21 protein-coding genes and 3 pseudogenes are annotated in these 26,210 nt (G+C 71.0%); 8 read left to right on the forward strand and 16 right to left on the reverse strand.

The features are described 5' to 3' along the window. Positions 1-108: 108 nt before the first annotated feature. The gene (locus ACFV9O_RS26715; protein ID WP_385422037.1) at positions 109-1,239 is read right to left on the reverse strand and encodes a glycerophosphodiester phosphodiesterase; all 1,131 of its coding nucleotides are present in this window, start codon (positions 1,237-1,239) and stop codon (positions 109-111) included. A gap of 1,056 nt (positions 1,240-2,295) precedes the next feature. On the opposite strand from ACFV9O_RS26715, the gene ACFV9O_RS26720 reads away from it, so the two are divergent. After that, positions 2,296-2,451: a DUF6131 family protein gene (locus tag ACFV9O_RS26720; protein ID WP_385422040.1), complete on the forward strand. Its 156-nt coding sequence runs from the start codon at positions 2,296-2,298 to the stop codon at positions 2,449-2,451. 94 nt (positions 2,452-2,545) lie between these two features. Further along, a pseudogene (locus ACFV9O_RS26725) lies at positions 2,546-3,407 on the forward strand (SDR family oxidoreductase). Here ACFV9O_RS26725 and ACFV9O_RS26730 read toward each other — a convergent pair. The 7 genes from ACFV9O_RS26730 to ACFV9O_RS26760 form a co-directional block, all read right to left on the reverse strand. Further along, positions 3,345-5,372, reverse strand: coding sequence for an acetoacetate--CoA ligase (locus tag ACFV9O_RS26730; RefSeq protein ID WP_385422043.1), 2,028 nt, complete (start codon positions 5,370-5,372; stop codon positions 3,345-3,347). The pseudogene ACFV9O_RS26725 and the gene ACFV9O_RS26730 overlap by 63 nt on opposite strands. Positions 5,373-5,424: 52 nt before the next feature. Then, positions 5,425-6,033, reverse strand: a complete 609-nt coding sequence (locus tag ACFV9O_RS26735) for an RBBP9/YdeN family alpha/beta hydrolase (protein WP_385422045.1) — start codon at positions 6,031-6,033, stop codon at positions 5,425-5,427. Further along, complete coding sequence (locus ACFV9O_RS26740; RefSeq protein ID WP_385422047.1) at positions 6,030-7,388, reverse strand: MFS transporter; 1,359 nt, start codon at positions 7,386-7,388, stop codon at positions 6,030-6,032. Before ACFV9O_RS26740 ends, ACFV9O_RS26735 begins: the two co-directional genes overlap by 4 nt. Positions 7,389-7,426: 38 nt before the next feature. Next, positions 7,427-8,344, reverse strand: coding sequence for a TauD/TfdA dioxygenase family protein (locus ACFV9O_RS26745; RefSeq protein ID WP_385422049.1), 918 nt, complete (start codon positions 8,342-8,344; stop codon positions 7,427-7,429). A gap of 78 nt (positions 8,345-8,422) precedes the next feature. Continuing rightward, positions 8,423-9,397, reverse strand: a complete 975-nt coding sequence (locus tag ACFV9O_RS26750; protein ID WP_385422051.1) for a quinone oxidoreductase family protein — start codon at positions 9,395-9,397, stop codon at positions 8,423-8,425. Positions 9,398-9,452: 55 nt separating this feature from the next. Beyond that, complete coding sequence (locus tag ACFV9O_RS26755) at positions 9,453-10,511, reverse strand: 3-keto-5-aminohexanoate cleavage protein (RefSeq protein WP_385422053.1); 1,059 nt, start codon at positions 10,509-10,511, stop codon at positions 9,453-9,455. A 322-nt stretch (positions 10,512-10,833) separates the two neighbouring features. Then, the gene (locus tag ACFV9O_RS26760; protein ID WP_385422055.1) at positions 10,834-11,859 is read right to left on the reverse strand and encodes an AraC family transcriptional regulator; all 1,026 of its coding nucleotides are present in this window, start codon (positions 11,857-11,859) and stop codon (positions 10,834-10,836) included. Positions 11,860-12,047: 188 nt separating this feature from the next. On the opposite strand from ACFV9O_RS26760, the gene ACFV9O_RS26765 reads away from it, so the two are divergent. After that, positions 12,048-13,160, forward strand: a complete 1,113-nt coding sequence (locus tag ACFV9O_RS26765) for a TauD/TfdA family dioxygenase (protein ID WP_385422057.1) — start codon at positions 12,048-12,050, stop codon at positions 13,158-13,160. Between the two features lie 24 nt (positions 13,161-13,184). Next, complete coding sequence (locus tag ACFV9O_RS26770) at positions 13,185-14,678, forward strand: long-chain fatty acid--CoA ligase (protein WP_385422059.1); 1,494 nt, start codon at positions 13,185-13,187, stop codon at positions 14,676-14,678. A gap of 49 nt (positions 14,679-14,727) precedes the next feature. On the opposite strand, the gene ACFV9O_RS26775 is transcribed toward ACFV9O_RS26770, so the two are convergent. The 3 genes from ACFV9O_RS26775 to ACFV9O_RS26785 all read right to left on the reverse strand — a co-directional run bounded on the left by ACFV9O_RS26775 (position 14,728) and on the right by ACFV9O_RS26785 (position 18,301). Next, complete coding sequence (locus ACFV9O_RS26775) at positions 14,728-15,090, reverse strand: UBP-type zinc finger domain-containing protein (protein ID WP_385422061.1); 363 nt, start codon at positions 15,088-15,090, stop codon at positions 14,728-14,730. Between the two features lie 107 nt (positions 15,091-15,197). Then, the gene (locus tag ACFV9O_RS26780) at positions 15,198-16,646 is read right to left on the reverse strand and encodes an ATP-binding protein (RefSeq protein ID WP_385422063.1); all 1,449 of its coding nucleotides are present in this window, start codon (positions 16,644-16,646) and stop codon (positions 15,198-15,200) included. Further along, the gene (locus ACFV9O_RS26785; RefSeq protein WP_385422065.1) at positions 16,643-18,301 is read right to left on the reverse strand and encodes an FAD-dependent oxidoreductase; all 1,659 of its coding nucleotides are present in this window, start codon (positions 18,299-18,301) and stop codon (positions 16,643-16,645) included. The genes ACFV9O_RS26780 and ACFV9O_RS26785 overlap by 4 nt, the downstream gene beginning before the upstream one ends. A 152-nt stretch (positions 18,302-18,453) precedes the next feature. Here ACFV9O_RS26785 and ACFV9O_RS26790 point away from each other — a divergent pair, with 152 nt between their 5' ends. Beyond that, positions 18,454-19,239 (forward strand): uracil-DNA glycosylase, encoded by a 786-nt coding sequence (locus ACFV9O_RS26790; RefSeq protein ID WP_385422067.1) that lies wholly within the window; start codon positions 18,454-18,456, stop codon positions 19,237-19,239. Between the two features lie 239 nt (positions 19,240-19,478). Here ACFV9O_RS26790 and ACFV9O_RS26795 read toward each other — a convergent pair. The 4 genes and pseudogenes from ACFV9O_RS26795 to ACFV9O_RS26810 all read right to left on the reverse strand — a co-directional run. Continuing rightward, a pseudogene (locus ACFV9O_RS26795) lies at positions 19,479-19,586 on the reverse strand (hypothetical protein); the annotation flags it as partial. A 75-nt stretch (positions 19,587-19,661) separates the two neighbouring features. Then, a complete protein-coding gene (locus ACFV9O_RS26800) occupies positions 19,662-21,248 on the reverse strand; it encodes an SDR family oxidoreductase (protein ID WP_385422069.1) in 1,587 nt (528 codons plus the stop codon). A gap of 126 nt (positions 21,249-21,374) precedes the next feature. Next, positions 21,375-21,872, reverse strand: coding sequence for a hypothetical protein (locus tag ACFV9O_RS26805; protein WP_385422071.1), 498 nt, complete (start codon positions 21,870-21,872; stop codon positions 21,375-21,377). A 46-nt stretch (positions 21,873-21,918) separates the two neighbouring features. After that, on the reverse strand, positions 21,919-22,776 hold the full coding sequence (locus ACFV9O_RS26810) for a UdgX family uracil-DNA binding protein (protein ID WP_385422073.1): 858 nt from the start codon (positions 22,774-22,776) through the stop codon (positions 21,919-21,921). Between ACFV9O_RS26810 and ACFV9O_RS26815 the strand changes: the two are divergent. Next, a pseudogene (locus tag ACFV9O_RS26815) lies at positions 22,775-23,392 on the forward strand (NAD-dependent epimerase/dehydratase family protein); the annotation flags it as partial. The gene ACFV9O_RS26810 and the pseudogene ACFV9O_RS26815 overlap by 2 nt on opposite strands. A 173-nt stretch (positions 23,393-23,565) precedes the next feature. Here ACFV9O_RS26815 and ACFV9O_RS26820 read toward each other — a convergent pair. Next, entirely contained in the window at positions 23,566-25,098 is a 1,533-nt protein-coding gene (locus ACFV9O_RS26820) for an FAD-dependent oxidoreductase (RefSeq protein ID WP_385422075.1), read from the reverse strand. 250 nt (positions 25,099-25,348) lie between these two features. Between ACFV9O_RS26820 and ACFV9O_RS26825 the strand changes: the two genes are divergently transcribed. Next, a complete protein-coding gene (locus ACFV9O_RS26825) occupies positions 25,349-25,735 on the forward strand; it encodes a hypothetical protein (protein ID WP_385422077.1) in 387 nt (128 codons plus the stop codon). A gap of 75 nt (positions 25,736-25,810) precedes the next feature. Then, a complete protein-coding gene (locus ACFV9O_RS26830) occupies positions 25,811-26,005 on the forward strand; it encodes a hypothetical protein (protein ID WP_385422079.1) in 195 nt (64 codons plus the stop codon). The last annotated feature ends 205 nt before the right edge of the window (positions 26,006-26,210 follow it).

Below are 26,210 nucleotides of genomic sequence, written 5' to 3' on the forward strand. Positions count from 1 at the left end.
CCGCGCGTAGGGGAACCCGGGGGTGGCGCGGGGCGCGCCGCAGGCGCCCCCGCCCCCAGCCCCACCCTCCCCCGCCCCCCCCCCCCCCGCCTCTGCACGGCCTTGACGTCAGCGCGCGTCGTGGGGCTCGGGGGTGTACTGCTTGGGCAGCTTGAAGCCGCGCTCCGCCATGACCTCGCGGAGCCGGTCCGGGTAGTCGGTGATGATGCCGTCCACGCCGTCGTCGATCAGCTTGTGCATGGTGGGCTTGTCGTCCACCGTCCAGGGGATGACCTTCAAGCCGGCCCTGTGGGCGTCGTCCACCAGCTTCTTGGTGGTGTAGGGGACGTATGCCGGGTCGGTGACCGTGCCGTTCTGGGGGTTGCCGTGCACCGGCGAAATGGCGTCCGCACCGAAGGACTTGACAGCCGCGACCAGATCTCCGCCGAAGTCGTCGATGTCGATGCCGCCGAGCCAGGGTGAAGCGCCGTCCATACCCACCTGCAGGAACTGCTGGCCGTTGGTCAGTGCCACGATCGGCAGCTCGGGCGCCACCTCGCGCATACGCATCAGCGCGCCCCAGTCGAAGCTCTGGATGGACACCTGGTCCGAGAGACCCGACTCGCGCACCTGCCGTGCGACGACCTGGACGAATTCCTCCCGGGGCGCGGTCTCGTGCGGGGCACCGGCCTCGACCTTGGTCTCGATGTTCATCCAGACCTTCTTCGCCTTGTACGTCTTGACGATGTCGAAGACCTCGGTCAGCAGAGGCATCCGGGCACCCGGGCTCGGGCGCTGCCCGGGAAACTGGGGCAGGGTCAGGGAGCCGCAGTCGAGGGTGCGGACCTGGGCCAGGGAGAGGTTGACGATGTACTTGCCGACATAGGGGAACTCCGGATCGCCAGGCGTGGCGGGACCCGTGTCCTTGCACTTCGTGCCGGATATCTTCCGGTCGTGGGTGACGACCGCCTGGTGGTCCTCCGTGATCTGGACATCGAGCTCGAGGGTGCTCACTCCGGTTTCCAGACCGTTGGCGAAAGAGGCCGCGGTACTCTCGACGACCAGCCCCAGGCCTCCTCGATGGGCCTGCAGGTCGAAACCGCGCGGACCGAAGGTGTGCTCCTTGCCCAGCTCCGACGCGACGGGCGCGGGCCCGGTGTCGGCGGCCGCCATGGGCACGACGACGGCGAGGGCGCAGGAGCCGACGGCCAGTGCGGTGGCTGCGCGGGCCACGGTGCGGCGGGTCAGGCGGTTCGACATGAGGTTCTGTCTCTTTTCGTGCGATGGGCCTGTCGGCCTTGGTTTTTGCCACTCTGGGTCAACAAACGCACTCATAGATGTTGGCGACCCTGCCAGTGGGCTACGAGCGGACAACACCCGGGTGAAGGGGGCGTCGCCTGCCGCGATGCTGCCTGCCCGGCGCTCCTTGTCACGCCGGAGTCGCGGTACGAGACGCTCCCCGCCGTTGCGCTGGGCGGGGAGCCGGTCTCCAGAAGGCCCTTGGCAGCGCCGGCCGACGCCGGGCGAGACGTGCGAGCGCAGTAGGAGCCGGGGTTGCGTGCTCGTCCGGTAGGCAGGCCGTACGCCGCGTCCGCGTCGGCTGTCGTGCCGGCCGCGCCTTCGACGGCGGCCGTGAGGGCGGCATCGGGTACGTGCCGACGCGACCCGAGCTGGAGCCGCCGTTGTTGGTGTTGCAGTACTCGCCGAGGACCAGGTGGTCCGTGTCGGTGCGATCCAAGTAGTCGCTGCAACCGGGGTTCTCCGCGTCGTACGACCCCGACGGCGATGTGCTCGGCGTTGGAGGTTCCCCAGTCCTCGTCCTCCTGCACGTCCCAGACGCCGGAGATGGCCTGCGGTATCCACTCCGTGGACGTGGCGTCGTCGCTCTTCCGGCAACGAGGTGATTCACGGCGAGGTCGGGGCCGTAGCTGCCGGCGGAGCCGCAGGCGCCCTCCCAGCCGGCCCCCCGGTTGGCCTGGTCCATCAGTTCTGTGAGGCCCTGCTTGGGGAGCGCGGCGTCCAGCTGGTTGACAAGACCGGTGAGGGAGGAGCCCGCTTCCAGCTGGAAGTCGCCAGGCCTCCGGCCGCATCCGATGCCGGAAGTGATCGGCTCTGTTCTCGCCCCGGGTTCCCGTGGTCAATGCCCTGGTCCGGCATCCGGCGGGCGGCGCCCTCGTACAGCGGGATCAGTCCGGCCAGGTCGGCGGCACAGTCCGCCGCCAGGCGCCCCTCAACATCCGGGCGAGACCCGGTTTGCCCCGCAAAAACGCGGGGAGCTGCGAGAAGAGAGGGGTCCGCACGTCACCGGAGGGCGTCATGATCATCCTCGGAGTCATTCTGCTCCTCATCGGCTTCTTCGCCGGTGTCAACATTCTCTGGACCATCGGGATCATCCTGGTCGTGATCGGCGCCTTGCTCTGGATTCTGGGAGCGGTAGGGCACGCGGTCGGCGGACGACGGCACTACTGGTGACCGCCACCCCGCTTCCCTGGAGGCACGCGGCCCCGGGTCGTCACCGCCCGCCACGGTATGGGCCCGCGTCGCCCGGTGATCTGCGAGTCGGCAGGTGAACCGGGCACCGAACCCTGACGCACTCCGCGGCCGTGTCGCCCTCGTCGCCGGAGCCACCCGAGGCGCCCGGGCGGGGCATCGCCGCCGCGCTCGGCGAAGCCGGCGCGACGGTGATCTGCACCGGGCGTACGAGCGTGACCGGCCGCGGAGGGTCGGACTACGACCGGCCCGAGACGATCGAGGAGACGGCCGACCTGGTGACGCGACTCGGCGGCAACGGGATCGCGATCCAGGTCGACCATCTCGACTCCGGCCAGGTGGCACACCTGGCCGGGCGTGTCCGTGACCAGCACGGTCACCTCGATGTCCTGGTCAACGACATCTGGGGGGCCGAACTCCTCAAGGGCGGCCCCGCCCGGTGGAACACCCCCATCTGGGAGCACGACCTCGACGCCGGGTTGCGTATCCTCCGACTCGCCGTCGACACACACCTGATCACCTCGCACCACCTGCTGCCGCTGCTCATCCGCCGGCCCGGCGGCCTCCTCGTCGAGATCACGGACGGCACGACCGAGATCAACGCGTCGTGGTACCGGATTTCCGTGTTCTACGACCTGGCCAAGGCGGCCGTGAACCGGCTGGCCTTCTCCCAGGGCCACGAGCTGGCGCCGCACGGAGCCACGGCGGTCGCCATCACTCCCGGCCGGCTCCGCTCGGAGATGATGCCCGACAACTACGGAGTCACCGAGGACAACTGGCGCGATGCGCTGGACCCGAACCGGGCCGACGGCATCATGTGGTCGGCACACCCGACGAGTGGTTGGCCGGTGAGCGCAGTGCTCACCGGCCACACGTCACACGCGTGGTGTCACAGGAAGGGAATCGCCGGGCGCTCCGGGGGCGACGGCCCCGCGTGACGCGAAGTCGGCGAACCAGGGCAGCATCTCGAAGTGGGTGACGGCACCGTCGCTGCTGACGTCGGCGACGCGTGCACCCTGCAGGATGCGTTTGACGGGCACCTCGAGCTTCTTACCGGTCAGCGTGCGCGGCACGGCGGGGACCGGCAGGATCACATCGGGCACATGGCGCGGGGACAGCCGGCGCTTGATGGCCGAGGTGATCCGTTCCCGCAGCCCTTCGTCGAGCGCCACGCCCCCGGTGGTCACGACGAACAGCGGCATGAAGTACACGCCGTCCTCCTGCTCGACGCCGACGACGAGGCTGTCGGCGACCTCCGGGAGTTGCTCCACCACGGCGTAGATGTCGGCGGAGCCCATCCGCACCCCCATGCGATTGAGTGTGGAGTCCGAGCGGCCGGACACGACGACCGACAGGTCCGGATCGACGGTGACCCAGTCACCATGCCGCCACACCCCCGGGTAGGTCTCGAAGTAACTGGCGCGGTACCGCTCACCGTCGGGGTCGTCGACGAAGTGCAGGGGCATGGACGGGATCGGGGCGGTCACCACCAGCTCGCCCTGCGTGCCGGTCACCGGTTGCCCCGAGTCGTCCCATGCGGCCAGCGCGACGCCGAGTGCGGGGCACTGGATCCGGCCCACCCGCACCGGCAGCAGTGCGGAGCCGCCGGCCAGTACGGAGCAGACGTCGGTGCCGCCGCAGACGGACTGCAGCCAGACGCCGGGGGCGAGCCGGTCGTGGACCCAGCGCCAGGTGCTCGGCGCCATGGCGGATCCGGTCTGGAGGACGGAGCGCAGTGGGCGGAGGTCGAACTCGACGGCGGAATGGGTGTCCGCCTTCTCCACTGCCGCGAGGTAGGCCGCACCGACGCCGACCACGGTGGCCCGCGTCCGTTCGGCGACGCGCCAGGCACCGCCGACGTCGGGGAAGGTGGGGCTGCCGTCGTAGAGGACGATCGTGCTGCCGTGCAGCAGGCCGCCGACGAGGAAGTTCCAGACCATCCAGCTCGTGGAGGTGATGAACAGGTACCGGTCCTCGGGGCGCAGGTCGGCGCCGAGACCGAGCGCCTTGAGCAGTTCCACCACGATGCCGCCGTGGCCCTGCACGATCCCCTTGGGTACGCCTGTGGTCCCGGACGACCACAGGATCCACAACGGATGGTCGAAGGGCACGTCGGCGAAGACGAGCGCCTCGTCGGCCGCCGGCAGCGCGGACCAGACGTGCTGCTCGACGTCCGGCCGGGTGGACCAGGCATCGGCCGGCGCCGGGAACAGACGGTCCACGGCGAGGAGATGACGGACGGTGGGCAGTCCGTCCAGGAGTTCGGCGACCGCGGGGCGCCCGTCGTACTCCTTGCCGCCGTAGCGGTACCCGTCCTGGGCCACGAGGACCGTGGGCCGTGCCTGCCCCAGCCTGGCGAGCACGCTGGGAGTGCCGAAGTCCGGCGAGCAGGCCGTCCACACGGCGCCGAGGGCGGCGGTGGCCAGCAGGGCCACCACCGCCTGCGGGATGTTGGTCAGATACCCGGCGACACGGTCGCCGGGCCCCACCCCCATCCGCCGCAGGGCCGCCGCGACGTCTGTGACCTCGCGGCGCAGCCCCTCCCACGGGATCTCGACGGGCGTGCCGCCCTCCGCCACGGCGACCAGCGCGGGACGCGCGTCGGTGGCCCGGGCGAAGCACCGCTCGGCGAAGTTCAGCCGGGCGCCGGTGAACCAGGAGGCTCCCGGCATCGATGCGTCGCCCAGTACCTCGTCGTAGGCGGTGACGGCGTCGAGCCCGTAGAACTCCCACACCGCCGACCAGAATCCGGGCAGGTCGGTGGAGCTCCACCGCCACAGCTCGGCGTAGTCGGTGAAGCACAGTCCCCGGACCTCTTCCAGCCATTCCATGAAGACCGCGACGTTGGAGTCCTCGAGCTCGCGGCGACCGGGTGACCACAGCAGGTCGGTGTCAGTGTTCATCGTTGCCTTTCCGGGGGCAGCGCAGTGGGCAGGAGTGCTACGGGCCTACGGTCTACGAGGCGGGCCGTGGTGCCGTACCGCACCAGCCGTGTTCGAGCGCCTCGACGAGTTCCTCGGCCTGGGGCCACGGACCGTGTCCCGAGGCGGGGTTGAGGTGTCCGACGGGACCGACTTCCACGAGGCGGCTCCCCCAGTCCCGGGCGAGTTCGGCGACGCGCTCCAGGGATCCCAGGGGATCGTTGGAACTGGCCGCCACGATGCTGGGGAAGGGCAGCGGCTTGCGGGGCATGGGTGTCCAGCCGTGTGTCGCGAGCTCGTCCGGGGCGGGGTAGCCGTCCGGCAGCGGTGTCTCGAAGTCGGGGGGCGCGGCCAGCAGGGCGCCCCGGACGTCCGCATCGTGCCACTGGGCCCACTGCATCGTGGTCATCACGCCCGCGCTGTGGGCGACGATGAGGACCGGCCCGGTGATCTGCGCCATCACCTCGACCACGTTGGCGACGTGGGCGTCGCGGCTGAGTCGGTTGCGCACCAGCGGGGGAACGACGCGGACGGTGCGGCCCGCATCGCCGAGCCCCTTGGCCAGAATGGTCTGCCAGTGGTCCTCGACGTGTTCCCGCATGCCGGGAACGATCACGATCGTCGGCTCTGTGGTCCCCGTCATGAAGACGGCTCCGGTTCCTTGAGCTCCGCGGGTGCGGCGGGTGCGGCGGGTGGGGTGAGGCGGCGGAGGTCGTGTTCGTAGCGGCTGCGGCCGATCAGGAGGGCCGCGGTGGCCGCGATCGCCACGAGCGGGACGAGCCGAAGCGCGCCGAGCAGACCGAGCCGGTCCGCGAGCATCCCCGTGACCGAGGGACCGGGGGCCAGTCCGAGCAGGCTCTGAGCCAGCGTGAGCGTGGCGAACGCCGTCGCGGCGATGGCCGCGGGGGTCAGGTTCGCCACCATGGCGGCTCCGGGCCCGGCCGTTCCGGCGCACAGCAGGGTTCCCAGCGCCAGCACCAGCAGCTGCACCGGGCCGGCCGGCAGACGGAACGCGGTCATCAGGAGCACGAGGGAGCCCATGCTGCAGCCGATGGCGACGGTCCACTTGCGGATCGGTGCGCGCCGGCTGATCCGGTCCGAGGCGATTCCGCCGGCGATCATGCCGATTCCGATCACCAGGGCGAAGAGGCCCGCGGTCGCACCGGCCTTCGCGGGCGGCATGTCGTAGTAGCGGTTGAAGTAGCTGGGCAGCCAGGCGATCAGTGCGCCCGCGATGAACAGCTGCAGACCGCTGCCGATGTAGGCGCTGACCACCGAGACGGAGGAGAACAGCCGCGGCAGGAGCACGCGGAGCTCGCCGCGCGGGACGGTGCCGGCCGTGTCCTCGGCCGGCACCGGCCGGGGGGCCAGCCTCTTCTCCGTGACCACGACGGCATAGACGCCGGCGAGCACCAGGCCGAAGACGCCCATCACGCCGAACGCCCAGCGCCAGCCGTACGCCTGGGCCACGGCGCCGCCGATGGATATGCCCAGGACCGAGCCGAAGGCCCCGCCGGCGATGAAGGCGCCGGAGAGCGTCGCCCGCAGGGCGCGCGGGAAGACGCTGAGGACCACGGCGATGCCGACGCTGCCGTACGCGGCCTCACCGATGCCGACGAAGAGCCGGCCGATGAACATCTGGCCGTAGCTCGCCGCCACCGCGCAGCCCAGGGTCGCCAGGCTCCACAGCGTCGCCGCGATGACCAGGGACTTCACCCTGCCCCATCGGTCGGCCAGCAGCGAGAGGGGGAAGGTGAGCAGACCGACCATCAGCGCCACGATGCCGCTGAGGGACCCCAGTCGGGCGTCCGAGAGCAGCCAGTCGGCCTTCAGCATCGGGAAGACGGCGTTGAGCACCTGCCGGGACATGTAGTCCGAGAGCAGGAGTCCAAAACTCAGTGCAAAGACCACCCAGGCGTAGCGCCGGGACACCGGCCACTCGGAGGAGCCGGAGCCGGTTCTCCCCGGAGCGGGTTCCGCAGTGGTGAGAAACCCCATTGTCATCACCTCAACTGCTCTTGTTGGAAAGGGAAGGATCAGAACGGTCTGTCGCCGACGATCCCGGCGCGCTCCATCCTGCGGACGGCGGGCCAGTAGTCCTGGACGGCGTAGTGCTGGGTGGAGCGGTTGTCCCAGATGGCCACGCTGTTCGGCGTCCAGCGCCAGCGGACCTGGTACTCGGGGACCGCGGCCTGGCTGATCAGGTAGTTCAGCAGGTGGCTCGCGCCCGGCGCGTAGTCCTGGCCGAAGCGGACGTTCGCGGGCGTGTGGTAGTTGACGAAGTGCGTCGCGAAGCCGTTGACGAAGAGGATCTTCTCGCCGGTCTCCGGGTGGGTGCGCACCACCGGGTGCTCCGCGTCCGGGAACCGGGCCTTGAGCGCGTGACGCTGTTCCTCGGGCATGACCGCGCCGAAGGTCGCCTCGATGCTGTGCCGGGCGCGCAGGTCCTGGATCTGCGCCTTGATGTGCTCCGGGAGACGGCGGTAGGCCTCGGCCATGTTGACCCAGATCGTGTCGCCGCCCACGGGGGGCGACTCGACGCAGCGGAGTACGGCTCCCATGGACGGGTTCTCGCGCCAGGTACCGTCGGTGTGGAGCGCGTTCTCGTAGTGCTCGGGCGCGCTGTCCAGGTCCTTGTAGATACGGACCAGGCCCGGGTGGTCCGGGTCGCTGCCGGCCACCGGGTGGTCCTCCAGCGCACCGAAGCGTTCGGCGAAGGCGACGTGGTCGGCGCGCGTGATGTCCTGGTCGCGCAGGAACAGGACCTTGTACTGCAGCAGCAGGCCTCTGATCTCGGCGAAGAGGGCGTCGTCACGAGCGGCGTCGGCAAGGCTCACGCCGGCGACCTCGGCGCCGATGGTGCAGGTCAGCGGCTCGACGTCGAGGGAGGTGCGGAGCACGCCGGGGCGCAGCAGGGCCGGCGGGTGTTCCTTCGGCCGGAGGGTGTTGGGCATGGTGCTCACTCCTGGGGTGAGGTGTGGCGGGGTGTCCTCTGAGGCCGTCCTCGGAGGACTGCTCGCGGAGGACTGTTCTCAGAGGGCGAAGACGGAGGATCCCGTGGTCCGTCCGGCTTCCAGATCGCGATGCGCCTGTGCGGCGTCCTCGAGGGAGTAGCGCTGGTTGATCTCGATCTTGATGCGTCCTGAGCCGACGTGGCCGAACAGTTCGCCGGCCAGGGCGTCCCGCTCCGCCGGTTCGGCGATGTAGTCGGCCAGTGCCGGACGGGTGACGAACAGCGAGCCGTTCACGGCGAGTTGCATGGCGTCGATCGGTGGCACCGGACCGGAGGCCGTGCCGAAGCAGACCAGGAGGCCGCGGCGCTTCAGCGAAGCCAGCGAGCCGGCGAAGGTGTCCTTGCCGACGCTGTCGAAGACGACCGGCACCCCGGCGCCGTCGGTCAGCTCCCGGACCCGCTCGGCCACGTTCTCGCGCCGGTAGTGGATGATGTGCTCGCAGCCGTGTGCGCGTGCGAGCTCCGCCTTCTGCTCGCTGGACACCGTTCCGATCACGGTGATGCCGAGGAGCCTGGCCCACTGGCTGACGATCAGGCCGACGCCACCCGCCGCCGCGTGGAGCAGCACGGTGTCGCCGGCCTTCAGCGGGTGGATCCGGCGGAGCAGGTACGCCGAGGTGAGCCCGCGCATGGTCATCGCGGCGGCGGTCTCGCAGCTGATGTCGTCCGGCAGCTTGATCAGGTGCGAGGCGGGCATGACCCGCTCCGTGCTGTACGCCCCCAGCGGGCTGCCAGTGTAGGTGACGCGATCGCCTTCGGCGACGTGGGTGACGCCCTCGCCGACGGCCTCGACCACGCCGGAGGCCTCGACGCCGATACCGTCGGGCAGCCGGACCGGGTAGAGACCGGTACGGAAGTACGTGTCGGCGAAGTTGAGGCCCACGGCGACGTGCCGGATGCGCACTTCGCCCGGACCCGGGTCACCGACGGTGACCTCCTCCCATGTCAGGACGTCGGGACCACCGGTTTCGTAGAAGCGGACGGCGTGGGCCACAGGGTTGCTCCGATTGCTCGTGTGTGGGGGCTTGTGTGCGGTGCGGGTGTCCGGGTCAGCTCTTGAGGTCGCGCAGCATGAAGCCGCGCTGCCCCGGCCGGCGGTTCGGGACCATGCCGAGGCGGGCGAGGGTCTCGTCGGCGTTCGCGTAGTACTCGCCGATCTTGTAGATCTCCTTGGCCTCCGCGCCGGTCGCGATGTCGCGGCCGAGTGCGTCGGCCATCTGGACCGTCTGCTCGATCTGCTCGACGGAGGACATCCGCTCGCCCTTGCGCCGCCACAGGTTGTCCTCGTTGCCGACCCGGACGTGCACGCCGAGGGCGATGGCGACGGCGTTCATCGGCGCCACGGCGCGCATGGAGCTCTCGATGGTGAGGACCGCGCCGTCCGGGACACGGCGGATGAACTCGATCAGGTCGGCCGGGTGCCGGCCGGAGAAACCGCCGCCGATCGCCACGTAGTTGAGGATCAGGGGGCCGGTGTAGATGCCGGCGCGGATGAGCCGCTCGACGGTCTCGAGCTGGGCGAGGGTGGCGAGCTGGAAGTGCGGCTGGACGCCGCTCGCGTGCAGGCGCTTGAGGTGCTCGAGGTAGAACTCCGGGCCGGCCTCGAGGTACATGTCCCGGTAGGCCCGGTAGTACTCCGGCTTCGCGATCGAGGTGCCCTCCAGGTCGTCGTCGGTCATGATCTCGACGATGTTCATCTGGCTGGTGTTGATCGCGATGGTCACCTGGTCCGGCGCCGGGGTGAGGTCGGCCAGCATGTGGCGGGTGTCGTAGGCGAGCCACTTGGCGTCGGCGCCCTCGCCCTCGGGGGCGAAGGAGATCGATCCGCCGATCTGCAGGACCATGTCCGGCACGGCCTCGCGCAGTCGGCCCAGCAGCTCGTTGAACATGGACAGCCGCTTGGAACCCTTGCCGTTGAGCTCGCGCACGTGGATGTGGAGCACCGTGGCACCGGCGTTGTAGCAGTCGACGGCCGCCTGGACGTGCTCGTCCATGGTCAGGGGCAGGTCGTCGGCGTCACCGGGCAGCCACTCCGGCCCGTAGGGGGCGGCCTGGATGACCAGCTTCTGCTGGTTCTCGGGGTAGAGCGAGTCGTCGTGGAAATGCACGGTCCTTCTCCTTTGCGTACGGATGATCACCTGCCGTGACCGGCGGCATCTGCGCTGTCGGAGCCTCTGGACGGCAGGGACTGCGGTGGGCAGGGAGAACGTGGGGCACCCCGGCCCGGCTGCGGTCGGCTGGTCCGGAAGGGAGCGTCCTGCGGGGGAACGGCCCGGCTCCCCTCCAGCAGCCGACCGCCTTGAGCGGTGCAGCCAACGTAGGGCCGGGCGAACACGGCTGCTTGACCTGTGGTGACAGGCGACTTGTCATTTGGGGACAGCCCGGGGCCGGCGGCCGAGGCGCCGCGCGAGCGTTGTGCTGCCGTGGGCGTCAGCCCCGGCCGGGCTCCTGCTGCCGGCCCTTCTCCTTGCGCCACTCCCTCGGGCTGCACCCGGCCTGCTCGCGGAACCACCGGGAGAACGCACTCAGCGACGAGAAGCCCAGGAGATCGGAGATCTCCGTCAGCGAGCGGCGGGGATTGGCCACAAACTGCTCCGCGAGCCGCATCCGCGTGGCGTTGAGCAGCGACGAGAACGTCTCGCCCGAGTGGGCAAGGTGACGATGGACGGTGCGCCGGTCGACGCCGAGGCTGCGGGCGACCTGCTCGATCGAGCATCGGCCGGTCGACAGCAGGGCCTCGATGAGCTCGCGCACCCGGTCCACCACCGAGGTGTCCCTGGGAACGGCGATGGTGTCGAAGTACTGCCGGGCGTAGTTCCGCAGCTGCGGGTCCGCCATGGCGTTGGGCGCGTCGAGGTCGTCGGCGTAGAAGACGATGCCGTTGAACTCGCGGTCGAACTCCAGCCCGGGGCCGAACAGGCGGCGGTGCCTGCCGGAGTCCGCCGGCGCGCTGTGGGCGAACCACACCGAGACCGGTTGCCACCGCGGGTCGAGGAAACCTCGCAGGATGCGGGTGAAGGCACCCACGGCCAGTTCCGTGGCCTGCCGGGCCGGCGGCGCCGTCTCGCCGAGCCGGAGGTCCACCTTGATGGTGGCCAGGCCGTTCCGCTCGGACAGGCGCGCGTGCAGGAGCTCGTTGTACATGTGCTCGTGACGGAGCAGCAGTCCCAGCGCACTGCGTACGTCGGGCTCCTCCCGGACGACCAGGCTGATGGGGCCGAGATTCGAGAAGCGGCGCAGCTCGGCCATGCGCAGGCCGAAGTCGTCGTGGTGCGAGGCGGACGTGGAGAGTTCCAGGAGGCGGACGACGGCCGGGCCGGAGATCCACCGGTCCTGGACGGCGAGGTCCGCGGTGTCCAGACCCACGCGCTTCATCAGCGCGTGCGGGTCGATGCCGAGAGCGCGGCTCAGCTCGACATAGCCGCTCAGCGCTGCGGTACGGACCAGGGGCCTCATGGGGACGCTCCAGATGCTTGGTCCCCAGAAGTTAAGTTTCCCGTCCCGTCACGTCAAGCACGGGGGGTCCGCGCACCCTAGCATCCCCTCAACGCGGGCCCCGGCGATCGGGGTTCGGCGACCGGGCACGCCCGGGGTGGACGCCGGTCCGGCGGACCGGATCGGCTCGTCAGGAATCGGAGGCGAACATGCCTGACATCACAGACATAAGGGACATGGCGCGCGAGCCTTTCACGGGTCCGGCCGTCTGGCACGGCCCGGACCTGGCGGACCGCGAGGATTGGGTCCTCCGGCTCTCGTCCCCGCAGATCGCCGAACTGAGGACGGCGCTGGGCACAGCACGCAGACGCGGTACCACCCTGCTGAGGATGACCGCCGCGGACTTCCCGCTCCCCACGTTCGCCGGTGAGCTGGCGGGCATCGCCGAGGAGCTGGCATCCGGACGGGGATTCCTCCTGATCAAGGGCATCCCGGTCGGTGAGCTCAGCGAGGCGGACGCCGGCGCCGTCCTCCATGGCATCGGCCGGCACCTGGGGCGGCCCGTCCCCCAGGACGCGGACGGCCACACGCTCTGTCACGTCCGGGACACCGGAGGTACGGCGGCCGGCTCTGCGGTGCCCGGGCACGGGACGCGGACGAGCGTGCCGTTCCACACCGACGAGTCGGATCTGCTCGGCCTGCTCTGCCTCCGGCCGGCACGCTCGGGCGGAGGTACATCCCTCGTCAGCTCGGCCGCGGTCCACAATGCGATGAGGGATATCCGCCCGGACCTCGTGGAGCGCCTGTACCGCACCCACTTCTTCGACCGGCGTGACGAGCATGCGCCCGGCGAGCCCCCGTACCTGGCCGCCCCGCTCGCGACCAGGTACGGCGCGGCACTGAGCATGCGCTACGACCGCGGCCGGCTGGCGGCCGCACGGAGCCTCGCCGGCGTACCCCGGCCGGAACCGGCGGACACGGAGCTCTACGACCTGGTCGACGCCCTGGCGGGCTCCCCCCGCCTCCGGCTCGGCCTCCGCCTGGAAGCCGGCGACCTGCTGCTGGTCGACAACCACGCCGTCATGCACGCCCGCTCGGAGTTCGAGGACTTCGACGAACCCGAACGCAAGCGCCACCTGCTGCGACTGTGGCTGGCCCGGCACCAGGACACCGATCCGCCAGGTGCAGCCGCCCATGGTCCATTCGCCATGGAGATACGTCGCGGGATCACCCCACGCGACGTCATCCGGCCGCGAAGCCTGCGCGCATCCCGCCCCGGCGGCGAATGCCGCGACCGCCGCCCGCACCGTGCCGACGGCTGAGCCCGACAGAAGGAGACTGCCGACATGACCAACCTCGCCGCGTTCCTGGTGAACTCCGCGGCGGCCCGCCGCAATCAGGTCGCCGTACGCCATGACGACACCACCCTGACCTACGCCGAACTGGACGACGCGAGTGCCAGGTTCGCGGCGGTGCTTCAGGGCGGCGGTCTGCTGCCGGGCGACCGCGTCGCCATGACGATGCCGAATGTGCCGCTCTTCCCCGTCGTCTACTACGGGATACTCAGGGCCGGGGGTGTGGTCGTGCCGATGAACCCCCTGCTCAAGGCCCGTGAGGTGGCCTACGTCCTGCGCGACTCCGGGGCCCGCGTCGCGGTGACGTTCCCGCTGTTCGCGGAGGAGGTCGCGAAGGCCGCCGCCGAGGTGGGAGCCGAGTACCTGGTGACGGAGGCCGCGGCGTTTCACGACCTGCTCACGGCCGCCGAACCGCTGTCCGGCGCCGTCGACCGGGAGGACGACGAACCCGCGCTGATCCTCTACACCTCGGGCACCACCGGCACGCCCAAAGGAGCCGAGCTGACGCACCGCAACCTGGTCTCGAACACGGCCACCACCGCCGAGACGCTGCTGCACGTCGGCCCCGACGACGTCCTGTTCGGCGGCCTGCCGCTGTTCCATGCGTTCGGGCAGACCTGTGCGCTCAACACGGCCGTGGCCGCGGGGGCGACACTGACCCTGCTGCCGCGGTTCGATCCGCAGCGGGCGCTGGAGGTCATGCACCGTGACGGGGTCACCGTGTTCCTCGGCGTGCCGACGATGTACTCGGCGCTGCTCCACGCCGAGCTCCCCGACGGCTTCGACGCCTGCCGGCTCCGACTGGCCGTCTCGGGCGGCGCCGCGATCCCCGTCGAGGTGCTGCATGGATTCGAGCGGCGCTTCGGCGCCACCGTGCTGGAGGGCTACGGCCTCTCCGAGACGTCACCGGTGGCCTCCTTCAACCACCCGGACCGCCCGCGCAAGGCCGGCTCCATCGGGGTACCGATCCGCGGGGTCGAGATGAGGCTCGTCGCCGAGGACGGCTCGGAGCTAGGCCCGGGCGAGGTCGGCGAAATCGCGATCCGCGGCGAGAACGTGATGAAGGGGTACTTCAACCGCCCGGAGGCGACCGGAGAGGCGGTGCGCGGCGGATGGTTCCACAGCGGCGATCTGGCCCGCGTCGACGAGGAAGGCTTCTTCTTCATCGTCGACCGCAAGAAGGACCTGATCATCCGCGGCGGCTACAACGTGTACCCGCGGGAGGTCGAGGAAGTCCTGTACGAGCACCCCGCCGTCGCCGAGGCCGCGGTCGTCGGCGTGCCGCACGAGGTGCACGGCGAGGAGGTCGCGGCGGTGATCGCCCTCCGCAGCGGCGCCGAGGCCACGGCCGAGGAGATCCGCGACTACGTCAAGGAGAGGGTGGCGGCGTACAAGTACCCGCGGATCGTCACCTTCACCGCGGAGCTCCCCAAGGGCCCCACGGGGAAGATCCTCAAGCGCGAGATCGTCGTCACCCGCTCCTGAGGAGGTGCCGCGCACCGGCGAGCGCGCCCGTTCACGGCAGCGCGTGGTGTCAGTGCAGCTGTCCCTGCCAGTCGGCAGGGACGGCGCCCGCCGGTCCGGGCGTGGGCTGCGAGAGCGGATGGCAGTGGGGTGCGGCAAGCTCAGGACCGCCCTCGTAGTACTCCTCGGTCTGCGCGTTCCAGAACCAGTCCTCACCGGGCTCGAAACTGGTGAGGAACGGGTGTCCGGATTCCTTTGAGTGGCGGGTGGCGTGCTGCGCCGGTGACGAGTCGCAGCAGCCGATGTGACCGCACTCGGCACATCGCCTCAGATGGAACCACCAGCCCGGTCCGTCACCCTCCAGGCATTCGCTGCAGCCGTCGCCGCTGGGCCGCGCAGTCGGGTTGATCCCGGGGATCCGCTCCTCTGCCATGGCTCTGCTCCTCGTTCGCGTTCCGGGCACGGAGCTGCCCGTTCTCCCCAGGCTCACCCCAGGGCGCTTCTGATCGCCAATCGCCGCCCGATGCGATCCCGGCGCGTTCAGCCGGGTTCTTGTGGCGCTGGGGAGGCGATGGGGAGCGAGACCCGGAACCGTGTCTCGCCGGGGCGGGATGCGACGCGGATGTCGCCACCGTGTTTGTTCACCACGATCCGATACGAGATGTCCAGGCCCAGGCCGGTCCCCTCGCCCACCGGTTTGGTGGTGAAGAAGGGCTCGAAGATGCGCGGACGGATCTCGGGGTCGATGCCGGTGCCGGTGTCCCTGATCTCCACGAACGCGTGAGTGTCGTCATGCCGGGTGGCGAGCGTCAGGGTGCCTCTGCCGTCCATCGCGGCGAGCCCGTTGTCGATGAGGTTGGTCCAGACCTGATTGAGTTCCGCGCCGTAGGCGGGGACGGCCGGCAGGCCGCTGTCGTACTCCTTCACGACGCGCACACCCTCGGGAATCTTCGCCTGGAGCATCACGAGGGTGGCGTCGAGGAGTTCGTGGATGTCGACGGGCTGTTGGGCGGCCCGGTCGAGCTGGGAGTACTGCCGGGCCGCGTCGACCAGCCCGGAGATGCGCCGGACCGCGTCCTCGATCTCCCCCATCAGCAGCTCGGTGTCCACGGTGTAGGTCAGCCAGCCGACGGCGGCCCGGCGGTTGTCGTCCGACAGTCCCTCCGTGGCCGCGGCGAGCCACCCGGCATCGATGCCACCGGAGACGAGGACGGGAGCGATGTCCCAGGCTCTTTCCACCCCCGCGCTCTCGAGCCAGTCACCGAGTTCGTCCTCGGCGTCCGACGCCTCGATCGCCGACAACGGATGCGCCTCCCGGGCCAGCCGCACCGCGGCATCCTGCATCTCGACCAGCTCGTGCAGGCGTGTGCCGTCCACGCGGCCGTCCGCGACGAGCGCCAGTTTGTGCCGCATTCCCGTGACGCGGTCACGGAGAGTGTCGGTGGCGCGGACGGCTGCGGCTGCGGGATTGTTGAGTTCGTGGGTCAGGCCGGCCGTCAGTGAGCCCAGGGCGACGAGCCGCTCGCGCTCACCGACGATGACATTCATGGCGCGTGTCCCGAGGAACAGTCCCTCGAGCAGGTGCAGAGCCATGGGGAACCAGGTCCGCACGGCCGTGGCGAACTCGGCAGCGGGCAGAACGAAGAGCTCCGCATCGGTGACCGCCTGCATCGTGTGGGAGTACACCTGGTCCACACGGTCGCCGAGGTAGGCCTGGGTGGCGCCCCCGTAGACGCCCCTTTGATCCGTACGGCTGACTTCGATGTCATCGCCGTGGAGATGCCGGCTGAGCGCGACGGTACCGCTGAGCAGCACGAAGAAACAGGTCGCACTCTCTCCCTGTGCGTATACGGCCGTTGACGCCTCGCGCACTTCGACGCGCCCGCGCTCGGCCAGCCAGGACAGCTGCTCGGCGTCGAGCGACTCGAAGAGGAAGAGCGTGCGCAGCTCGTCCGGGGTCAGCGCGCTGCGGGGGGCCTGGGCTGTCATTGCGTCTCCAGGTACCGGTGCACCAGCGTGACGGCCATGGCTCCCTCGCCCACCGCCGAGGCGACCCTCTTGACCGACTCGGCGCGAACGTCCCCGGCGGCGAACACCCCGGGAACGCTGGTTTCGAGGTGGTAGGGGGCACGCGCCAGTGGCCACCGGGGCGAGCGGCTTCCCGCCGCGGGCAGGTCCGGCCCGGTCAGGACGAACCCGCGTCCGTCGCGCGCCACCACGCCTTCCAGCCACTGCGTCTGCGGTTCGGCGCCGATGAACACGAACAGCCAGGCGGCGTCGACGGTGGTGTCACTCCCGGAGCGGTTGTCGCGCAACGTGAGCCGCTCCAGGTGGCCTTCGCCGTCGCCGGCGGCCACTTCGGTGCAGGGGTGGATCTCGATGTTGGGGATGGCTTCGATCTGCTGGATCAGATAGTGGGACATCGACCGGGTGAGGTCGGGAGCACGCACGAGCAGGTGGACGCGCCCTGCGTAACGGGAGAAGTAGACGGCGGCCTGTCCCGCGGAGTTGGCCCCGCCGACGATGTACACGTCGTCACCCCGGCAGCCGGCCGCTTCGAAGGACGCCGCGCCGTAGAAGACCCCGGCACCGGTGAAGGCATCCAGGTTCGCTCCCGTGAGCCGCCGGTAGGAGACCCCGGTGGCGAGGACGACGGTGTGCGCACCGATGGAGGTGCCGTCGGCGAACCGGAGCACGCGTCCCGATCCCGCCGCTTCCAGAGCCACCACTTCGGTCGCGCTGAGGATCTCGGCACCGAATCGGGCCGCCTGCCGCCGGGCCCGGTCGGTCAGCTGCGCTCCGGACACTCCGTCGGGGAACCCCAGATAGTTCTCGATACGGCTGCTCTGTCCCGCCTGTCCCCCGGTCGCGGTGCGTTCGACGAGGACGGTGCGCAGGCCCTCGGATGCGCCATAGACGGCGGCGCCAAGTCCGGCCGGCCCCGCACCGATGACGACGACGTCGTAGAAGTCGGCAGCGGGGGTGGTGCGCAGTCCGACCCGCTCGGCGAGTTCCGCTTCAGTGGGGGCGTGCAGCGCCTTTCCGTCGGCCGTGACCACCAGCGGGACATCGGCGGCGGTGAGGCCTGCCGCTTCCAACAGTTGCACGCCCTCGGGTTCGTCGGCGGCGATCCACCGATACGGGACAAGGTTGCGCGCGAGGAATTCCCGCACGACGAACGAGGGCGCGGACCAGCGGTGGCCGACGATCCGCGTCTCGGCGGCGTCGGGGTCGGGTGCCGTGTCCCAGAGCTCCAGCAAGGTGTCCAGGACGGGGTAGAGGTTCTCCTCCGGGGGAGTCCAGGGTTTGAGCAGGTAGTGGTCGAGATCCACGACGTTGATCGCGTCGATGGCCGCTCCGGTGTCGGCATAGGCGGTCAGCAGCACCCGGCGCGCCAGGGGGAACAGGTCCATCGCCGCTTCGAGGAACTGCACGCCGTTCATCGTGGGCATGCGGTAGTCGGCGATCATCACGGCCAGCGGTTCGCCGCGGAGTTTGACCTCGCGCAGAGCTTCGAGGGCCTCGTCACCCGAGACCGCGCGCAGTACCCGGTACCGCTCGCCGTACCGGCGTCGCAGGTCGCGGGCGATGGCCCGGGAGACACCGGGATCGTCGTCGACGGTCAGGATCGTCGGCTTCGGCATATCACCTCATCATGCCCCCGTGGCGGTCCTCACGCCCATCGGCCGGCCGGGATGCCGACCGGCTCCGTCCCACGGGTTGAAGCATGGCGCGCTCGGCGGCGGCGAGGTCGTGCGGTCCCCCGCGCCGCTCACTGGCTCAGTAGCGTGGACGCATGAACCGAACGGGCGGCCCAGGCCCGGCACCGGCCGCCGACGACGCGGCTTTCCCGGCTCGTCAGGCGCCCCGCTGCACCGGCCTGGCCGAGGTGGACGCGCTCGTGACCCGGTGCCGGGCGTGCCCGCGACTGGTGGCGTGGCGTGAGGAGGTCGCCAGGGTCAAGCGCGCGGCGTTCCAGGACTGGGAGTACTGGGGACGGCCGGTGCCCGGGTTCGGGCCCGCGGATGCGGCGGTGGCGGTGGTCGGGCTCGCGCCTGCCGCACACGGTGGCAACAGGACCGGGCGGATGTTCACCGGGGACGCGTCCGGTGACTTCCTGTTCGCCGCCCTGCACACGGTCGGCCTCGCCTCACAGCCGGTGTCCGCCCACGCCGGGGACGGGCTCACGCTGCACGGCGTGCGGCTGACCGCGCCGGTGCACTGCGCGCCCCCGCAGAACAGGCCCACCCCCGGCGAAAGGGACACCTGCCGGCCCTGGCTGTCGGCGGAGCTGAGGCTGCTGGGCCCGCACCTGCGTGTCGTGGTGGTGCTCGGCGGCTTCGCCTGGCAGGCACTGCTGCCGGCGCTCGGCGAGGCGGGCCGGCCGATGCCCCGGCCCCGCCCCGTCTTCGGGCACGGCGCTCATGTCGTCCTGCCGGGCACGGCTCACCGGCAGGATCTCCATCTCCTCGGGAGCTACCACCCGAGCCGGCACAACACGTTCACCGGGCGGCTCACCCCCGCCATGCTCGTCGACGTGCTCCGCCGTGCCGTCGACCTCGCCGGGGCCCAGGGCGCCTAGCGAGGACGTACGTACTCCCGCAGGTGGCGCGCCGTGAGGGTGTCGCCTGGCACTGTCGGACCCGGACGTCCCGGCCCGCGGCCCGGATCAGTCCCAGCCGCGGGCGTACCGGAAGCGGGCCGGTCCGTCGGCGAGGGCCACGGCCGGGTCGGGGCGGCGCAGTAGTCGCGGGCCGTCCGTCCCGGACCGGTGAGTCTCCACGGCTGGTCAGTCAACGGGGCGGGCGAACCGGCGAGTTCGGGGATCCGGCGGCGGACGTAGGCGCCGTCGGGGTCGTACCGCCTCGCCTGGAGCACGGGGTTGAGGACCCGGTGGGGCCGGGTGTCGGTGCGGACCGCAACGGTCATGGCCCGGTGGGCTGGTGCGCCGGCCGGCCGCCGTCCCCCTCGCCGCGCAGCCGGCGCACGGAGGCGGCCGTCGGGTCACGATTGGGGCCGTGCGACGGCTCCTTCCGTGTCCGCGCCGTCCCGCCCGACGGCACCTCCCGTCTCCGCGACGTCCGACGCGGCGGCCTTCTCGGCCGTCCGCGCGATGTTCCTCGCCATACCGCCGAAGACGACGGCGTGGAACGGCGCCACGCTCCACCAGTACAGCTGCCCGGCCAGGCCGCGGGGGTGGAAGAGCGCGCGCTGGCGGTAGCGGGTCCGCCCCGCGTCGTCGCGCTCGGCGTGCATCTCCAGCCAGGCGAGCCCGGGGAGGCGCATCTCCGCGCGCAGCCGGAGCAGTCTCCCCCGCTCGATCTCCTCGACCCGCCAGAAGTCCAGCGCGTCACCGGCCCTGAGCCGCTCGGCGTCGCGACGGCCACGGCGCAGACCGACCCCGCCGACGAGCCGGTCGAACCAGCCGCGCACGGCCCAGGCCAGGGGGAAGGAGTACCAGCCGTTGTCGCCGCCGATCCCCTCGATGACCCGCCACAGGGCATGCGGGCTCGCGGCGACGGTCCGTTCACGCTCGTCGGTGTAGAGGCTGCCGCCCGCCCAGTCGGGGTCGGTGGGCAGCGGGTCGCTGGGGGCGCCGGGAAGGGAGGCGGAGGTCCACCGGGTGGTGACCTTGGCCTCGCGCACGCGCTCGAGGGCGAGCGAGAGGGCGCGGTCGAAGGGGACCGGGGTCCCGGGCGGGTCGGGGACATGGCCGGCGATGTCGTGCTCGGCGCAGACGACCTCGTACCGGAGGGACTCCGCGAGGGGGCGCGCGAGGGAGGCCGGCACGGGCGTGACCAGACCGATCCACTGGCTGGACAGGCGCGGGGTGAGTACCGGGACGGGCAGGATGAGGCGCCGGGGCAGGCCGGCGACGGCCGCGTAACGGAGCATCATGTCGCGGTAGCTGAGGATGTCGGGGCCGCCGATGTCGAAAGCCCGGTTGACATCCTCGGGCATGCGCGCGCTGCCGACGAGGTAGCGCAGCACGTCGCGTACGGCGATGGGCTGGACACGGGTGCCCACCCAGCTCGGGGTCACCATGACGGGGAGCCGCTCGGTGAGGTAGCGGAGCATCTCGAAGGACGCCGACCCGGAACCGATGACTACGGCGGCGCGCAGTACGGTCGTGGGCACCCCGGAGTCGAGCAGGATCCTCGCCACCTCGGCCCGTGAGCGCAGGTGCGGGGAGAGCTCCTCCTCGGGAATGTCCCCTGGGGTGAGGCCGCCGAGGTAGACGATGCGGCGGACGCCGGCGGCCTGGGCCTCCTGCGCGAAGGTGCGGGCCGCACGGCGGTCGGTCTCCTCGAAGTCGCGTCCGGACCCCATGGAGTGCACCAGGTAGTAGGCCACGACCACGTCCCTCAGTGCGAGGCGCAGACTCTCCGCGTCGGTGACGTCGCCTCGGACAACCTCGGCACGGCCGGCCCAGGGGTGGTCCCGAAGGTTCGCGGGGGTACGGGCGAGACAGCGGACGAGGTGACCTGCGTCGAGCAGCTCGGGGACGAGCCGGCCGCCGATGTAACCGCCCGCGCCGGTGACCAGGCATCGCGGCAGCCCGGCGCGGTCGGTCGGGGTGTGCGTCGCCATGTATGTGTGCTCCGTTCCGGCCCGGGGAGGGCCCTGTCGCGGCGGATCGTCGGCGAACCGGTGCGAACCGGTACAGGTCGCGGGCGTACCGGCGAGCGCTCCCGCGCGGGTACACCGGGCGATCGCTCAGCCCTCGTGAGCACTGCCGCTCAGGACTTCCGTCGCCGCGTCGTCGTGCAGTGCGTCGACGGTTGCCATCTGCTGCTTCGCGCGGTCCATGAGCTCCTGGAGTCGGGACGTGTCGATGTGGCTGCGCTCCGCGGCCACGGGCATCAGGGCCCGCCACAGCTCGAACTTGCCCTGGATGCCCAGTCGCAGAGACTCCAGCTCGACGAGGTCGCTCAGGCCGGCGCGACGGTGGACACGGCCGTTGGGCTTGAGCCTGGCCACTTTCTCGGCGGCCCAGCCCGCGTACACCTTGTAGCGATGCGGGGCGACGTCGAGCCCGTCCATCACGGCGAGGAGGCTCCGACGGTCCTGGGCGATGTCTTCGGCAAGGGAATCCAGTACCGCCGACCTCCCGGACGACTTGTGCTCCCGTGCCATTCTCCGGGCGAGCTCCACTCCCATGGTGGCTCCGCTCAGGTGGTCGTTCAGATAGATGCTGACGGCTTTGTCCTGCATGGCTCCTCCCGATCCTTCTCTCGTTCTTCTCGCTCCTCGATGACGCTCATAACGCTTTGCCCCTCCCGTTGCCGTCCAGGACGTCGGCCGCGACGCGGAGGTCGGAGACCAGCCCGTCGTACACGGACTCACGGTCGTCGGCGCGCAGGACGGCGGAGGGGTGGATCGTGGCAACCAGGCCGCGGATGCCCGGGCCCGGGTCGCCGCCCTCGCCGCCCTCGCCGTCGTCGCCGAGTCCCGGCCACGGCAGCAGGGCACCCCGCTGCTCCGTCACCCGGAACGACGGTCCGAGCAGCGTCTTGCCGGCCGTCGAGCCGAGTGCCACGACCAGCTCCGGGGCGACGAGCCGCAGTTCGGCCCGGAGCCACGGTCGGCACGCCGTCATCTCACGCAGGCTCGGAGCCTTGTGGATACGGCGTTTGCGCCCCTCGGGGACCGTGAACTTGAAGTGCTTGACCGCGTTGGTGACGTACGCCTGCTCCGGGTCGATGCCCGCGTCGGCGAGTGCCCGTTCCAGCACCTTCCCCGCGGGCCCGACGAACGGTCTGCCCTGCCGGTCCTCCTGGTCGCCCGGCTGCTCTCCGACCAGCAGGACGCGCGCCGAGGCGTCGCCCTCGCCGAACACCGTCTGCGTCGCGTTCTCGTACAGCGGGCAGCCCCTGCACGCGGCCGCCGCCCTGCGCAGCCCGGCCAGACCGGCGCGGCCGCTGGGAAGAAACGGCGTGGCGTCGTATCCCTGTCCCGCTTGCTCGTCAGTCGTGGTGGCCATGTCCCTCACCCGACGCTCCCTCTTCGTACCGGCGCGTAACCGAGTGGTCAGGCGCGCGAACCGGGGCATTCCGCTCAAATCCCCGGGTACCCGCATGCGTACCCGGGAACCCTCCTCCGAGGGGACGGCCGACATGAACGGCAAGACGAACAGCGGGACGGGACGTGCCGACGGGCCGAGAGTCGTCGTGGTCGGGGCCACGGGCAATGCCGGGACGAGCGTGGTGCGGGCCCTTGCCGAGGACCCGGGCGTGGCCGCGGTCACCGGCATCGCCCGCAGGATCCCCGCCTGGCAGCCCGAGAGGACGACCTGGGAGGCCGCCGACATCGCGCCCGGCGGCCCCGCCCTCGTCCCCCACTCCGCAGGTGCCGACGCGGTCGTGCACGCCCGGCAGTTCCGGCCCACGCACGACCCCGCCACGACCCGGCGCACCAACGTGCTCGGCAGTATCCGCGTCTTCGACGCCGCCGCCGAGGCCGGCGTGCCCGTGCTGATCCACGCCTCGTCCGTCGACGCCTACTCCCCCGGCCCCAAGGACCGCGCCGTCGACGACTCCTGGCCCACCCACGGCCGGCCCCAGGCCGCCTACTGCCGCGAGAAGGCCTACCTGGAGCGCTGCCTCGACGCCTACGAGCGCGCCCACCCCGCCGAACGGGCCGTCCGGATGCGCCCCGCGTCCCTCTGAACGCGAGTCCGCCTCCAGCAGGGCCGGCTCTTCGCGGGCTGCCTGCTGCCCCCGGCCTGTTCGCGGAGCCCGTCGAGGAACTCCCGGACCGCTTCGACGGCTGTGTGCCGGCATGGACACCGCACCGCTCGCCGCCTGAGCCGGCGCCGCCTGACCCGATGCCGCATCGACCGACGCACGTCGTTCCCGGCGGAAGCCACTTCCGCAGCACTCTTCGTCAGCCGCGCCGGCTCGGACCTTCAGGAAGGCGGCTCCAAGGGGCGTACGGCGGGGCCGTGGAGGACGGCGCCGTCCACGTCGAAGCGGGAGCCGTGGCAAGGGCACTCCCAGGCGCGCTCGGTTTCGTCGAAGTGGACGATGCAGCCCAGATGCGTGCAGCGGGCGGAGACCTGGTGCAGTGTCCCGGACATATCCCTGTGCACTGCCTGCGGTCCTTCACCGTGGCCGCGGAGCACCGCGCCTTGGCCAGGTCCGATGTCGTCCACCGAGTCGGCGTGCCCGCCCGGCAGCCGGTCGCCGACGAGGTGCCTGACCGTCTTCGCGCCGAGGCGCAGCATCGCGGGCGCTTCGGCGACCGGGTGGAGCCGGACGGGGTCGTAGAGCTCGGCCCACGGTGACGCGCCGTCCGTGATCAGGGAGGTGAGCAGCCGGCCCGCCATCACGCCGCCGCTCAGGCCCCAGCCGCCGAATCCCGTTGCCACGTACGTGTGATGGCCTCCTGGACGAAGCCGGCCCACGTAGGGCACGTGGTCGGTGGAGAAGGTGTCCTGTGTGGCCCAGCGATGGGTGACGGTGAAGTCGGTGAAGTGCTCCCCGGCCCAGGTCGTGAGGGTATCAAGGTGCGCGGCGGAGCCCCTGTCGTGCGGGGCGCCCGGGTTGAACTTCTCGCCGGTGACGATCAGCATCCTGCCGTGCTCGTCATGCGGAGCGGTGCGGAAGGACCGGGTGTTCTCCTCCGGCGTGAGGAACATGCCCTCCGGCGTGATGGCATCGGGCGGCAGGGGCCCCGCGACGACGACCTCCCGCTTCGGTTCCAGCCTCGTGAAGTGCAGCCCACGGTCGAAGACGGGGTAGTGCGTGGCCACGACGACGTCGTCCGCCCGGATGATGTGATCCGCACTCGTGGTCAATCGGCAGGGCTCCCCTTCGCTCAGGTCGGTCACGCGGCTGCGTTCGAAGATCTTCCCTCCGTGGCGTACGAGATCGACGGCAAGAGCGAGCAGGAACTTGCGGGGGTGGAACTGCACTTGGTCGTCGAGCCTGACGGCCGCCGCGACGGGGAACGGCAGCGGCGCCTCCTCCACGTAAGCGACGTCGAGCCCAGCGTCCCTGGCCGCGTCCGCCTCCCGGCGCACGTCGTCGACGCGGTCCGGGGCGGTCACGTAGGTGTACGCGGAGGTGCGCTCCAGATCGCAGTCGATGCCGAGTCCGTCGCTGAGCTCCTGGACGTGGGCCACGGCGTCCTGCTGCGAGGCGGCGTACTGGCCGGCGCGCTCCGCCCCGTGGACCTTCCGGATACGGCTGTACGCCATGCCGTGCAGGGCCGAGAGCTTCGCTGTGGTGTGGCCGGTCACGCCGTGGGCGATCCGATCGGCCTCCACCAGCGCGACCGTACGCCCCCTGCGCGTGAGCTCCCACGCGGTGCAGATTCCGGCCATTCCGGCACCGACAACGGCGACCTCCACGCGGATGTCGCCGCGCAGCGGCGGATATTCGGGGCCGGGGTCGTACTCCGTCCACAGCGATCCCGCCGGCTGTCCGGACCTGGTCATCATCTGCCTCCTCGCGTTCGCCGCGCGGCCGCGGGAGCAGTGTCGGCCCCGCCACGGACTGCGCGCACTGCACGGATCGCGTCTCCCGCCGGTCGCGGTTGCCGGATCGGGCGTGGCGTCCCTCTGCCGCGGCTACCCCGGGGGCGGCGTCCTCATCCGTGGAGGACATCTCTGAGTAATGCAGACATAACGGGGCAGGCGGAGTGCGTAGCGAAATCCTGATGATCAACCGCCGTTCGGGAGAACAGCCATGTCGAAGAAGCAGCGCAAACCGTCGCACGGCGAGGGCCCCAGTCGCTTCAAGGGCCAGGACCAGCATGGGTGGGCGACCGACGTCGACCAGACGTCCCAGGAGGACAACCCGAGCGCACACCGCTCGTTCCATCCGGATACCTATGCGCCCGGCCCGAAGAGGAGTCGCCGACCGACCGAGGAGGAGAAAGAGGCTTCCGGGATCGGCACGCCGGTCGAGAGTGACGCCCACAGTGGCGAGGACCGCAAGGGCAAGTCCGCCGAGGACGGAATGCACGACAAGGGCCGCCGCGGGCGGTCACAACGCCCCAGCGGTGCGAAGGACTCCTCGGCCTTCACCGGCGTGGATCCGCAAGAACCGCCGGAGGGCCACTCGGGACGCTGAGAACGCCGCGGCCTGGCCTCGCGGGTGGCGTAGAGGCAGGCCGGCGAACGAGTTCGGCCCGCGCGCATCCGCGTCGTGGGCCTGCTCCCGGCCCGCATCGACACCGACCGGATCCGGGGACTGGACGCACTCGGCAGTCCGTGGCTGAGCAGCGTCGGCGGCATCGACACCGCCGGCTCGACGGCCGATGTCGGGCACGAGGTGCCCACCGCACGGATGGCCGGCCTGGTCACCGGCACACTCGGGGCGCCGGCCGCCGCGCTTGGGTGATCGATGGCATTTCCGACGAGCTGGTCGGCACGGCCCGGATCGTCGGGGGCCACTGGCCGATGATCCGCGGCGGCGCCGCCGGATCGCGATCGGCGGCCACACCAGCACCGCGGTGCTGTCCTCGCTGATCGGAACCCGGTAAAGGGACGTGTTCAACAGGGTCGAGCAGGCATTCATCCTCTCCCCATACAGTCGTATGTGGCAC

The organism is Streptomyces sp. NPDC059909 (genome assembly GCF_042730885.1).
Taxonomy (GTDB): Bacteria; Actinomycetota; Actinomycetes; order Streptomycetales; family Streptomycetaceae; genus Streptomyces.